Source organism: Polaribacter sp. Q13 (assembly GCF_016858305.2).
GTDB lineage: Bacteria > Bacteroidota > Bacteroidia > Flavobacteriales > Flavobacteriaceae > Polaribacter.
The window spans coordinates 3,817,744-3,831,291 of record NZ_CP074436.1; the positions used below are offsets into that span (position 1 = coordinate 3,817,744).

The window sequence follows — 13,548 nt, forward strand, 5'->3', positions numbered from 1 at the left end:
ACGTTTTAAGAGTGATAAACCTAATCGGTACATATGAGTGTAAATCAGATGCTAAGGGGAGATTGATGTTTTCATCAGCCTTCAAAAAGCAACTGGCTTCTGTGTTGCAAGATGGTTTTGTGGTAAAGAGAGCTGTTTTTCAACCTTGTTTAGAGTTGTATCCGATGAAAGAGTGGAACTTGATGATGGAAAAAATCAACAAACTTAACAGGTTTAATAAAAAGAATAATGATTTTATTAGAAGATTTACAGCGGGAGTAAAAATGGTAGAATTAGATGCGTCTGGAAGAATTTTAATTCCGAAAGATTTATTTGAGTTTGCGGGTATTAAAAAACAAGTTGTTATGTCTTCTTCAGTGAATATTATTGAAATTTGGGATAAGGACAAATATGAGAAAGCTATTGATGATGCAGCAGATGATTTTGCAGATTTGGCAGAGGAAGTAATGGGAAATACAGAATTAGATGAATTATCATAATCCAGTTTTATTACATGAGAGTATAGATGCGCTTGCTATTAAGGAAGACGGTGTCTATGTAGATGTTACGTTTGGTGGCGGTGGTCATTCAAGAGAGATCTTGAAAAGATTGGGTGCTAATGGTAAGTTGTTTGGTTTTGATCAAGATCCAGATGCGTTAGATAATATTATTGATGATGAGCGCTTTGTTTTAATACCTGAGAATTTTAGATTCATTTCTAGATTTTTGAGATTTCATGGCGTAAGAAAGGTAGATGGTGTTTTGGCAGATTTAGGAGTTTCTTCTCATCAGTTTGATGAGGCAGAAAGAGGTTTCTCTACACGTTTTGATGGTGATTTAGACATGAGAATGAATCAGAAATCTAAAACATCAGCAAAAGAAATTGTGAACACGTATTCTGAAGAGAAATTGGCAGAAATATTGTTTTTGTATGGAGAATTAAGAAATTCTAGAAATATAGCAAAAACAATTGTCGAAAAAAGACAAGAAGAAAGAATTGATACCAGTTTTCAGTTAAGAAAAGTATTGCAAAAGTATTTGCCAAAAGCAAAAGAACATAAAATAATTGCACAGATTTTTCAAGCAATTAGAATAGAGGTAAATGAAGAGTTAGATGTTTTAAAAGAATTTCTAGAGCAGATGCCTAATTTGTTAAAAGAGGATGGAAGGTTAAGTGTAATCTCATATCATTCTTTAGAAGATAGATTGGTAAAAAGGTTTATTAGAACTGGTTTGTTTCAAGGGGAATTAGAGAAAGATGTTTTTGGTAGAAGTAATGAGCCGATGCAAAAAGTAGGGAAGTTAATAATACCTACTCCTCAAGAAATTAAGTTAAATAATAGAGCTCGTAGCGCTAAGTTAAGGATAGCAACTTTAAAGAAGTAGTATGTCTAAAGCAAAAAAAAACGTCTATGATTTTCTGAGAGGAAGTTTCCTTACAGACGATTCTGCATTTAAAAATTGGCGAATCATCATTTTTGTAGTTGTGTTGTTATTAGTTATGATAACAAGTGCGCATAGAGCAGAGAGAAAGGTAATTCAGATATCAAAGTTGAATAAAAAGAAAAGAGAATTAAGAGCAGAATATGTAGATACTGGTACTATTTTAATGAGAATGAAAATGGAGTCGAGTATTAGAGAAAGAGTAAAAGTAAAAGGTTTAGAGCCTTTAAAATCCCCTCCAAAAAAAATAAAAGTAACTATTAAAGACTAATAAAATTGGCAACTCAAAAAAAAGGCATACTTACAAAATTCTACTTAGTAGCTGCTTTTATGACGCTTTTTTTGTTGGCTATTGTATTTCGTGTATTTACAATTCAGCATTCAGAAGGAGAAAAATATAGAAAGCTTTTTACGGAATTAGCTATTAGACAAGATACTGTTTATGCTAATAAAGGGAATGTTTATGCGGCTGATGGAAATTTGTTAGCAACCTCTATGTCTAAATTTACAATTAGAATGGATGTGGTTGCTGTTGATGGTAAACTTTTTGAGAAAAATATTGTAGGTCTTTCTAAGGCGCTTTCGGGTATGTTTGGGAAAACTCCTTATTATTATCAAAATAAATTAAGAACCGCAAAAAAGAGACATAATAGATATTTGTTAATTGCTAGGAATGTAGGATATACAGATTATTTAAAAATTAAAGAATTTCCAATTTTTAATAAAGGTGTATACGGTGGTGGGTTTATTGCAGAGCATAAAACGGTAAGAGCGCATCCTATTGGTAAAATTGCCGAACGTACCATTGGTTATGATGATTTTAGAGGTGAGGCGGGTATTGAAGGAGCTTTTGCTGATTATATGGAAGGTGAAAATGGGTTAAGATGGAAGCAGAAAATAGCTAAAAATCAATGGAAGCCTATAAATGATGTAAATGAAAAAGAGCCTATAGATGGGCATGATATTATAACAACTATAGATGTTAATATTCAAGATGTTACGCATCATGCTTTATTAGATAAATTAGAATATTTTGAAGCAGAGCATGGTTGTGCGGTGGTTATGGAAACTGCAACTGGCGAGATTAAAGCGATTTCTAATTTAGGAAGAACATCTAAGGGAACATATTACGAAAAAAGAAATTATGCGGTTTGGGAAAGTCATGAGCCGGGTTCTACTTTTAAGTTAGCAAGTTTAATGGTTGCTTTAGATGATAAAGTTATAGATACATCAACGGTAGTAGATACGGAAAAAGGAAGGATTTATGTGCATGGGAAAAAAGTAGAAGATTCTCATCGAGGTGGTTATGGTAAAATTTCTGCTGCAAGGGTTTTAGAGGTTTCTTCTAATGTTGGGGTGGTTAAAATTATTAAAAAATATTACGATAAAAATCCTCAGAGATATTATGATAAAATTAAAGAATATGGTTTTACGAAGCCTATTGGTTTTCAAATAAAAGGAGAGGGTAAACCTTATATTCCTAATCCTAAAGATAAAAGTTGGAGTAAGATTTCATTAGAATGGATGGCTTGGGGATATGGAATTTCGATTACACCAATGCAAACATTAATGTTTTATAATGCGGTTGCAAATAATGGGGTAATGGTAAAGCCAAGATTTGTAAAAGAATTAAGAGCTGAAGGTAAAAGTGAAAAAGTTTTTGAAACCGAAATTGTAAACCCAAAAATAGCTTCTGATGAAACTTTAAAGAAGTTGCGTAAGATGATGGAGAATGTAGTAGTTAAAGGAACTGCTAAGAGTATGTATTCTCCTAATTTTTCTATGGCGGGAAAAACAGGGACAGCTAAAAAGTATATTCCAAGAACTAAAAATAGTAAAGGAGAATGGGAAGGTGGTTTTTATTCTAATAAACACTATGTGGCTTCTTTTGCAGGTTTTTTTCCTGCAGATAATCCAAAGTATTCTTGCATTGTGGTTATTCATGATCCATTGAAGAAAAAAGGATATTATGGAGCAACGGTTGCAGGTCCTGTTTTTAAAGAAATTGCTCAGAAAATTTATACTACAACTCCTATAGATAATCAGTCTGTAGATGATAAAGTAGAGTTTGGTGCTATAGAAAAAGAATATTTAAAATTCGATAAAAAAATAAATAAGGAGTATCAAGAAGTGCCTGATGTTAGAGGAATGTCTGGGATGGATGCCTTGGCTTTATTAGAGAATATCGGATTAAAAGTGCAATTTTCTGGAGTAGGAAAAGTGAAGTCTCAATCACTAAGAAGAGGAGAAAAGTTAATTAAAGGAAGAACAATTATTTTAAAACTTTCGTAAGCTGAAAAAATTAAAAGACATATTATATAAGGTTGCTATTCATCAAGTATTTGGGGTTACAGATATTGATGTAAGTGCAGTTGTTTTCGATTCTAGAAAGATTGAAAAGAATGCTGTTTTTGTTGCTCAAAAAGGAGTTTCTGTAGACGGTCATTTATATATTGAGAAAGCAATTGAATTAGGTGCTACAGCTATTGTTTGTGAAGATTTTCCTGCGGATAAAAAAGTTGGAATTTCATACATTCAAGTTGCTGATGCTAATGTTGCTTTGGCAATTATGGCTTCTAACTTTTATGACAATCCATCAAAAAAAATACCATTAATTGGTGTTACAGGAACTAATGGAAAAACAACCATAGCATCACTTTTATATCAATTATTTAAAAAGGCGGGTTACAAAGTTGGGCTTTTATCAACAGTAAAAATTTTGGTAGATGAGGTTGTGTTTAAAGCGACGCATACAACGCCAGATTCTGTAACGATTAATAGTTATTTAGATAAAATGGTGGATGCAGGTGTAGATTATTGTTTTATGGAAGTGAGTTCTCATGGAATTCATCAAAAAAGAACAGAAGGATTAACGTTTGCTGGTGGAATTTTCACCAATCTATCTCACGATCATTTAGATTATCATAAAACATTTGCAGAGTATAGAGATGTAAAGAAATCATTTTTCGATTCATTGCCTAAATCTGCTTTTGCACTTACAAATATCGATGATAAGAATGGTGATTTTATCTTGCAAAATACGAAAGCGAAAAAGGTAACTTATGCTTTAAAGACATTAGCAGATTATAGAGCTAAGATTTTAGAAAAGCAATTTTCTGGTACGCTTTTAAAAATAAATGATACAGAGGTTTGGACCAAGTTAATCGGTCAGTTTAATGCTTCTAATTTGCTGGCAATTTTTGCTACTGCAGAATTATTAGGTTTAGAAAAAATAGAAATCTTAACAATTATAAGTCAGTTAGAAAATGTGAGTGGTCGTTTTGAGTATGTTATTTCAGAAGATGGGGTTACTGCAATTGTAGATTATGCACATACACCAGATGCTTTAAAAAATGTACTAGAAACTATTAATGATATTAGAACTGGTCATGAAAAACTGATTACAGTTGTTGGTTGTGGTGGAGATAGAGATAAAACAAAAAGACCAAAAATGGCACATATTGCTTCTCAGTTAAGTAGTCAAGCTATTTTTACGTCAGACAATCCGAGAACAGAAAATGCGCAAACTATTTTAGACGAAATGGAAGTAGGTGTTTCTTCTGAGAATTACAAAAAAACATTGTCAATTTTAGATAGAAGACAGGCTATAAAAACTGCTTGTAAATTTTCTGAAAGTGGAGATATTATATTAATAGCAGGAAAGGGACATGAAAATTATCAAGAAATAAATGGAGTAAGAACTCATTTTGATGATTTAGAAGAAGTTAATAACTGTTTTAATCAATTAAAAAAGAATTAAGAATGCTGTATTATTTATTTCAATATTTAGAAAGTGAAACACATTTTCCTGGTGCAGGATTGTTTCAGTTCATCACATTTAGGGCCGCAGCAGCTTTTATTTTATCATTATTGATTTCTACAATTTATGGTAAAAGAATTATTGATTTTTTAAGAAATCAACAAGTTGGAGAAACCGTAAGGGATTTAGGTTTAGATGGTCAAAAACAAAAAGCAGGAACACCTACAATGGGTGGAGTTATTATCATTTTAGCAACCTTAATTCCTGTTTTATTATTAGCGAAATTAGAGAATATTTATGTAGTTATCTTGATCATAACTACTGTTTGGATGGGATTAATAGGCTTTTTAGATGACTATATAAAAGTATTTAAAAAAGACAAAGACGGGTTAAGTGGTAAATTTAAAGTCTTGGGACAGGTTGGTTTAGGTGTTATTGTAGGTTCTATGCTTTATTTTAATGATGGAGTTACAATTAAAGAGCAACTGCCAAAAGAGCAACAAATAGTAAATAAAGAAGGGCGAAAAGTTGTTTTTGGAGAAGCACATAAGTCTACAAAAACCACAGTTCCTTTTTTAAAGGATAACGAATTAGAATACTCAAAAGCTTTAAGTTTTTTGGGTGATGGGTATGAAAAATATGGTTGGATAGTTTTTATATTTATTACCGTATTTATTGTAACAGGAATTTCAAACGGAGCAAATTTAACAGACGGAATTGATGGTTTAGCGGCAGGTTCGTCTGCAATTATTGTGGTAACGTTAGCGGCGTTTGCTTGGGTATCTGGTAATATTGTTTTTGCAGATTATTTAGATGTAATGTACATACCAAATTCTGGAGAAATGACAGTTTTTATATTGGCATTTGCAGGGGCTTTAATTGGTTTTCTTTGGTATAACACGTTTCCGGCTCAAGTTTTTATGGGAGATACAGGTAGTTTAACTATTGGTGGAATTATAGCGGTGATTGCAATTTCAATTCGTAAAGAATTATTGTTACCCATTTTAGCCGGAGTATTTGTAGTAGAGAATCTGTCTGTAATTATGCAGGTGTCTTGGTTTAAGTACACTAAAAAGAAGTTTGGAGAAGGAAGAAGAATTTTTAAAATGTCGCCATTGCATCATCATTATCAAAAATTAAATTATCACGAAAGTAAAATTGTAGTCCGATTTTGGATTGTTGGAATTTTGTTAGCAGTATTTACAATTGTTACTTTAAAATTAAGATAAATGAAAAGGCTTTGTATTCTTGGAGGAGGAGAAAGTGGTGTTGGTGCAGCGCTTTTAGGAAAACAAAAGGGATTCGAAGTCTTTGTTTCTGATAAAAATGAAATATCAAAAAAGTATAAAGAAGTTCTTTTAAATAACGAGATCGATTTTGAAGAAAATCAACATACAGAAAGCAAAATTTTAAATGCGGATGTAGTGGTTAAAAGTCCTGGTATTCCAGAGACTGTTGCTTTAATTCTAAAATTGAAAGAAAACGCAATTCCTGTTATTTCAGAAATTGAATTTGCAGCTCAATATACAGATGCAACGATTGTAGGGATTACGGGGTCAAATGGAAAAACAACCACTACACTATTGCTGCATCATATTTTAAAAAATGCAGGGTTAAATGTAGGTGTTGCAGGTAATATTGGAGATAGTTTTGCGCAACAAGTTGCGGAGCAATCTTATGAAAATTATGTGTTAGAGTTAAGTAGTTTTCAGTTAGATGGTATTGAGAATTTTAATAGTCATATTGCAATTTTAACCAATATTACGCCAGATCATTTAGACAGATATGAATATGATTTTAATAAATATATAGATTCGAAATTTAGAATCACAAAGAATCAGACAGCAACCGATTATTTAATTTATGATGCAGATGATGAAGTCATCAATAATTGGTTAAAAGAGAATAAAACAAGTGCAAAATTGGTTCCGTTTTCACTTGAAAAAGAGTTAGAGTATGGAGCGTATTTGAAAAACAACAATATTATTATCAACATAAATAAAGACAAAATTAACATGCCGTTATCAACTTTATCAATAAAAGGAAAACACAATACTAAAAATGCTATGGCAGCTACAATGGCGGCTCAATTGTTAAAAGCAAGAAAGCAAGTTATATTAGAGAGTTTAGAAGATTTTGAAGGAGCAGAACATCGTTTAGAGAATGTAGCTAAAATTAGGGATGTAGAATATATAAACGATTCTAAGGCAACTAATGTAAACGCAACTTATTATGCATTAGAATGCATGGATAAAACCACTATTTGGATTGTTGGTGGTGTAGATAAAGGGAACGATTATAATGATTTGTTGCCTCTGGTAAGAGAAAAAGTAAAAGCGATTGTTTGTTTAGGTTTAGATAATGAAAAAATAAAAAACACATTTGGCAATGTAGTAGATATTATTGTGGAAACTGCGGGAGCAGAAGAGGCGGTAAAAGTATCTCATAAATTAGCCGAAAGAGGAGAGGCTGTTTTATTATCGCCAGCATGTGCTAGTTTCGATTTGTTTGATAACTATGAAGATAGAGGTCGCCAATTTAAGAAGGCAGTAAGAAATTTGTAAGTGGTTTAAACGTGTAATTGTTTATGCGTTTAACAATTAAAAAATGTTTAATTAAAATCCTAGAAATCTAAGTATCTAACTAATGAAAACCATTTTTCAATACATAAAAGGAGATAAAACCATTTGGGCAATTGTTGCTATTTTGGCAATATTCTCATTTATGCCAGTTTATAGCGCAAGCACAAACTTGGTGTATGTGGTTGGTTATGGTTCTTCTTTAGGGTATCTATTTAAGCATATTGTGTTGTTAATTATGGGGTTTGCCATTATTTATGGAGTTCATAAAGTGCCGTACAGGTATTTTTCTGGTGGTTCTGTTATAATGCTTCCGGTAATTATCTTTTTGTTGATTTATACGTTGTCTCAAGGAACAACAATTGGAGGAGCAAACGCAAGTAGGTGGATTAGAATTGGCGGAATTGGTTTTCAAACATCTACTTTGGCAGGTTTGGTTTTAATGGTGTATGTAGCTAGATATTTATCAAGAAATAAAGATAAGGCAATAAGTTTTAAAGAAAGTTTATGGCAATTATGGTTGCCAGTGGCACTTGTTTTAGTACTAATTTTACCAGCAAACTTCTCTACAACGGCAATTATATTTGTCATGATTTTAATCGTTACTTTTATTGGAGGGTACCCGTTAAAATACTTAGGATTTATATTAGGTGTAGGAATTGGGTTGCTGTTAATTTTTATTTTAGCAGCAAAAGCATTTCCAGATTTAATGCCGAATAGAGTACAAACTTGGGAGAATAGAATAGAGAGTTTTTCTGATGATGAAGGCAAAGAAGCGTATCAAGTAGAAAAAGCAAAAATAGCAATTGCTATGGGAGAAACATTTGGTGTTGGCCCTGGTAAAAGCGTTCAAAAAAACTTTTTACCACAATCTACATCAGATTTTATTTATGCAATAATTGTGGAAGAATATGGTTTAGTTGGTGGTTTTTTAATAGTGTCTATATATTTTATTCTGTTGTTCAGAATTTTTGTAGTCATTAGAAAAACAAGCACAATTTTCGGAGCTTTGTTGGTGTTGGGAGTTGGGCTTCCTATTATTTTTCAGGCATCCATTAATATGGCAGTTGCTACTAATTTATTCCCTGTAACAGGGCAAACTTTACCACTTATTAGTAGTGGTGGTACTTCTATTTGGATGACTTGTTTTGCTTTAGGAATGATTTTAAGTGTAAGCGCATCCAAAGAAGAAACAGAAGAAGATATTTTAGATGATAACCCTTTAGACATACTTCATGAAACAATCGATTAACATATTAATTTCTGGAGGCGGAACCGGAGGGCACATCTATCCTGCAATTGCAATTGCAAACGAATTAAAGTTGCGTTATCCGAATGCAAAATTTTTATTTGTAGGTGCAAAGGATAAAATGGAAATGGAAAAAGTTCCGCAAGCAGGTTATGAAATTAAAGGATTGTGGATTTCTGGAATACAAAGAAAGTTAACAGTAGCCAACCTTTCATTTCCGTTTAAGTTGGTAAGTAGTTTGTGGAATGCCTCTAAAATAATTAGAAAATTTAAACCAGATGTAGCAATTGGTACTGGTGGTTTTGCAAGCGGTCCAACTTTAATAATGGCAAATAGAAAAGGGATTCCTACTTTAATACAAGAGCAGAATTCTTATCCAGGTATTACTAATAAATTATTAAGTAAAAAAGCACACAAAATTTGTGTTGCTTATGATAATTTAGAACGTTTTTTTCCTGCTGATAAAATTGTGAAAACAGGAAATCCTGTTCGTCAAGATTTGTTGTCTATTCATTCGAAAAGGGAACAAGGAAAAGACTTTTTTAAGTTAGATAAAGAGAAGAAAACTATTTTAGTTTTAGGAGGTAGTTTAGGAGCACGTAAAATTAATCAATTGGTAGAAACCAATTTAGAATTTTTTAAAAAACAGGGAGTTCAGGTTATTTGGCAGTGTGGAAAATTATATTTTGATGAATATGAAAAATACAATGAGATAGAAAATATCCAAGTACATCAATTTGTAAATAGAATGGACTATGCGTATGCGGCTTCAGATATTATTATTTCTAGAGCAGGTGCAAGTTCGGTTTCCGAATTGTGCATTGTTGGTAAGCCGGTTATTTTTATTCCGTCGCCAAACGTATCAGAAGATCATCAAACAAAAAATGCAAGGTCAATTGCAGATAAACATGCTGCAATTTTATTAAAAGAAACTGAGTTGGAGTCATTTCCAATTGTTTTTGAAACTTTAATAAAAGATAAAGGAAAACAAGAGCATTTATCAGAAAATATAAAGGAGTTAGCGTTGCCAGGAGCAACCACAGATATCGTTAATGAAGTAGAAAAATTATTACAAAAGTGAATTTAAACAATATACATAACGTCTATTTTGTCGGAATTGGTGGCATAGGAATGAGCGCAATTGCTCGTTACTTTGCGGCGAATGGAAAAAAAGTGGCTGGTTATGATAAAACTCCATCTCAAATCACTTTAGATCTTGAAAGTTTGGGTGTTCAAATTCATTTTGAAGATGCGGTTAAAAATATTCCTATTTCATTTTTGGATACTAAAAAAACGTTGGTGGTGTATACCCCTGCAATTTCTAAGAATCATGCGGAATTAAATTATTTTTTAGAGAATGATTATACGGTTTTAAAAAGATCAGATATTTTAGGTAAAATAACGGAAACAACTTTTTGTTTAGCGGTTGCAGGAACGCATGGTAAAACAACAACTTCTGCTATTTTAGGTCATATTATGGCAACTGTAAATGCAACTTCTTTTTTAGGAGGAATTGCAGAAAATTATGATTCGAACCTAATTTTAGGCGATGATAAAGTGAGTGTTGTAGAGGCGGACGAGTTTGATAGATCTTTCTTGAAATTGAGTCCAAATATTGCCTGTGTAACTTCTATGGATGCAGATCATTTAGATATCTATGGAGATGCGGAAGCTTTAAATGAATCGTTTGTAGCGTTTACAAACAAAGTTAAAGATACTTTAATTGTTGCAAAAGGCTTGCCTTTAAAAGGGTTAACGTATGCAATTAACGAAGACGCAGATTATACTGCCTTTAATTTAAAAATAGAAAGCGGACAATATATTTTTGATGTAAAAACACCAACATCAGAAATAAAAAATATTGAATTTCATTTACCAGGACAGCATAATGTTATGAATGCATTAGCTGCCTTAGCTATGGCAGATGTTTATGGCATTTCATTGACGGATATAAAAGCACGTTTATCAACTTTTAAGGGAGTAAAACGTAGGTTTTCATATAAAATTAAAACGAACGATTTTGTGTTGATTGATGATTATGCGCATCATCCAACAGCAATAAATGCAGTAGAAAGTTCTGTAAGGGAAATGTATCCGAAGGAAAAAGTGTTGGTTGTTTTTCAGCCTCATTTATTTTCTAGAACCAAAGATTTTATTGATGATTTTGCCTTGGCTTTATCCAAATTTGATGAAGTTTTGTTGTTAGATATTTATCCTGCAAGAGAAGAACCAATTGCTGGAGTAAATTCTGAATGGTTGTTAAATAAGATTACGTGTAAGAATAAAAAATTAACTAAAAAAAATAATTTAGTAAAAGATATTAAAAATTCATCGGCAAAAGTGGTAACAATGTTAGGTGCTGGTGATGTTGGAGTTATGATTAATGAGGTAGCAGAACAACTTTTAAAAACAGTTAAATATGATCTTTAAGAAGTTTTTAAAATACATAGCATTCCTTTTGTTGATAGGGAGTTTAGGGTTTTTTTATAGTTTTTCTGTAAAAAGAAATTCAAATAAAAAAGTGAAGGATATTATTGTAGAATTTGAGGCTGGAGACAATCATTTTTTGACACATTCTATGGTTGATAAATTGTTAATACAAAATGACTCGACTGTGAAAAACCAAGCAAAATCTGTGATAAATTTATACAGTTTGGAAAAAACAGTTTCAGAAAACCCATATGTTGAAAATGCTGCCGTATTTTTGACCATTTCGGGTACCTTAAAAACAATCATAAAACAGCGAACACCTGTTGCAAGAATTATAAATAAAAAAGATTCTTATTATATTGATAAAGAAGGATTAAAAATACCTTTGTCTCCTAATTATACTGCAAGAGTTCTGTTAGTATCAGGTGTAGATAAAGATGAAGAAATTAAAGAAATATTGCCTTTAATAACAGTTATTTTGGAAGATGATTTTTTGCAAAAAGAGGTAGTAGGAATTGAAAAATTAACCAACGGAGAGTATCAATTTTCCGTGAGAAGTGGAAATTATAAAATCGATTTTGGAAGTTTAACTGAAATGGATGTAAAATTTAAGAAGTTAAAAGCGTTTTATAACAAAGCATTTGTAGATAAAACGATTGAAGAGTATAAAACGATTAATTTAAAATATCACAACCAAGTTGTGTGCGCAAAATAAATCAAAATGGAGAATAATAAAATAGCAATTGGTTTAGATATTGGTACAACCAAAATCGCAGCAATGATTGGTCGCAAGAACGAATATGGTAAGATTGAAGTTATTGGTATTGGTAAAGCTAAAAGTTTAGGTGTAAAGCGTGGTGTTGTAAGTAATATTACACAAACCATACAATCTATTCAGCAAGCGGTAGAGGAAGCGGAAAGTGTTTCTGGTGTTAAGATAGAAGAAGTTGTTGTAGGTATTGCCGGTCAACATATTCGTAGTTTACATCACAGTGATTATATTACAAGAAATAACGCAGATGAAGTAATAGATGAAACTGATATTGAAAATTTAGTAAACCAAGTTCATAAGTTGGTGATGTTGCCTGGAGAAGAAATTATCCATGTGTTGCCACAAGAGTATAAAGTAGACTCTCAAGCAGATATTAAGGAACCAATAGGTATGTATGGAGGTCGTTTGGAAGCGAATTTTCATGTGGTTGTTGGGCAAGTTTCTTCTATTAGAAATATTGGTCGTTGTGTTAAAAGTGCAGGTTTAGGTTTAAGTGAAATTACTTTAGAACCGTTAGCTTCTGCAGCAGCAGTATTAAGTCAAGAAGAAAAAGAGGCAGGAGTAGCATTGATTGATATAGGTGGTGGAACAACTGATTTGGCTATTTTTAAAGACGGAATTATTAGACATACAGCAGTAATTCCTTTTGGAGGAAATGTAATTACTGATGATATTAAAGAAGGTTGTTCTATTATAGAAAAACAAGCAGAATTATTAAAAATAAAATTTGGTTCTGCGTGGCCAGGAGAAAATAAAGAAACAGAGATCGTTTCTATACCTGGATTAAGAGGCAGAGAACCAAAAGAAATTACCTTAAAGAATTTATCAAAAATTATACATGCTAGAGTACAAGAAATTATTGAGCACGTGTATTTAGAGATCAAAAATTATGGTCACGAAACTGCAAAAGGAAAATTAATTGCAGGTATTGTGTTAACAGGTGGAGGTGCACAATTAAAGCACTTACGTCAGTTAGTTGAATATATTACAGGTATGGATGCAAGAATAGGTTATCCTAACGAACACTTGGCAGGAGAATCTGATGAAATTTTATCAAGTCCGGCTTTTGCAACAACGGTTGGTTTATTGATGGAAGGTTTAGAAAAGCTAAAACCTGTAGTAGAAGAAGTAGTGGTAGAAGAAATTGTAGAAGAAGTTATTGATGAAAAGCAAGAACAATCTATAGAAGAAAATCCACCTGTGGCAGAGGTAAAACGAAAACCAAAAATTAAAAAGAAGTCGTTTTTTGAAAAATTTACAGAAAGTTTAAAAGATTTTTTGGACAACGCAGAATAAAGATTGAGATTAAGAAAAATAGAGTAAAAAACAAAAAATA

12 protein-coding genes are annotated in these 13,548 nt (G+C 32.0%); all 12 read left to right on the forward strand.

Annotated features, from left to right (window positions below):
- Positions 1–11: 11 nt before the first annotated feature.
- The 12 genes from mraZ (at position 12) to ftsA (ending at position 13,508) form a co-directional block, all read left to right on the forward strand.
- Positions 12–479, forward strand: coding sequence for a division/cell wall cluster transcriptional repressor MraZ (mraZ, locus tag JOP69_RS16135; RefSeq protein ID WP_203391930.1), 468 nt, complete (start codon positions 12–14; stop codon positions 477–479).
- Positions 466–1,365 carry a 16S rRNA (cytosine(1402)-N(4))-methyltransferase RsmH gene (rsmH, locus tag JOP69_RS16140; RefSeq protein ID WP_203391931.1) on the forward strand — a complete coding sequence of 300 codons (900 nt, stop codon included), beginning with the start codon at positions 466–468 and terminating at the stop codon, positions 1,363–1,365. The genes mraZ and rsmH overlap by 14 nt, the downstream gene beginning before the upstream one ends.
- 1 nt (position 1,366) lies before the next feature.
- Positions 1,367–1,693, forward strand: a complete 327-nt coding sequence (locus tag JOP69_RS16145) for an FtsL-like putative cell division protein (protein ID WP_203391932.1) — start codon at positions 1,367–1,369, stop codon at positions 1,691–1,693.
- A 59-nt stretch (positions 1,694–1,752) separates the two neighbouring features.
- Positions 1,753–3,714, forward strand: coding sequence for a penicillin-binding protein (locus tag JOP69_RS16150; protein WP_203392099.1), 1,962 nt, complete (start codon positions 1,753–1,755; stop codon positions 3,712–3,714).
- A 1-nt stretch (position 3,715) separates the two neighbouring features.
- Positions 3,716–5,182, forward strand: a complete 1,467-nt coding sequence (locus JOP69_RS16155) for a UDP-N-acetylmuramoyl-L-alanyl-D-glutamate--2,6-diaminopimelate ligase (protein WP_203392100.1) — start codon at positions 3,716–3,718, stop codon at positions 5,180–5,182.
- Positions 5,183–5,184: 2 nt separating this feature from the next.
- Positions 5,185–6,411, forward strand: a complete 1,227-nt coding sequence (gene mraY / locus JOP69_RS16160) for a phospho-N-acetylmuramoyl-pentapeptide-transferase (protein WP_203391933.1) — start codon at positions 5,185–5,187, stop codon at positions 6,409–6,411.
- Positions 6,412–7,746 (forward strand): UDP-N-acetylmuramoyl-L-alanine--D-glutamate ligase, encoded by a 1,335-nt coding sequence (murD, locus tag JOP69_RS16165; RefSeq protein WP_203391934.1) that lies wholly within the window; start codon positions 6,412–6,414, stop codon positions 7,744–7,746.
- Positions 7,747–7,828: 82 nt separating this feature from the next.
- Complete coding sequence (locus JOP69_RS16170; protein WP_203391935.1) at positions 7,829–9,013, forward strand: FtsW/RodA/SpoVE family cell cycle protein; 1,185 nt, start codon at positions 7,829–7,831, stop codon at positions 9,011–9,013.
- Positions 8,997–10,091: an undecaprenyldiphospho-muramoylpentapeptide beta-N-acetylglucosaminyltransferase gene (murG, locus tag JOP69_RS16175; protein WP_203391936.1), complete on the forward strand. Its 1,095-nt coding sequence runs from the start codon at positions 8,997–8,999 to the stop codon at positions 10,089–10,091. The genes JOP69_RS16170 and murG overlap by 17 nt, the downstream gene beginning before the upstream one ends.
- Complete coding sequence (murC, locus tag JOP69_RS16180) at positions 10,088–11,440, forward strand: UDP-N-acetylmuramate--L-alanine ligase (protein WP_203391937.1); 1,353 nt, start codon at positions 10,088–10,090, stop codon at positions 11,438–11,440. The genes murG and murC overlap by 4 nt, the downstream gene beginning before the upstream one ends.
- Complete coding sequence (locus JOP69_RS16185) at positions 11,430–12,155, forward strand: cell division protein FtsQ/DivIB (RefSeq protein WP_203391938.1); 726 nt, start codon at positions 11,430–11,432, stop codon at positions 12,153–12,155. Before murC ends, JOP69_RS16185 begins: the two co-directional genes overlap by 11 nt.
- Before the next feature lie 6 nt (positions 12,156–12,161).
- Positions 12,162–13,508, forward strand: coding sequence for a cell division protein FtsA (ftsA, locus tag JOP69_RS16190; RefSeq protein ID WP_203391939.1), 1,347 nt, complete (start codon positions 12,162–12,164; stop codon positions 13,506–13,508).
- Positions 13,509–13,548: the final 40 nt, after the last annotated feature.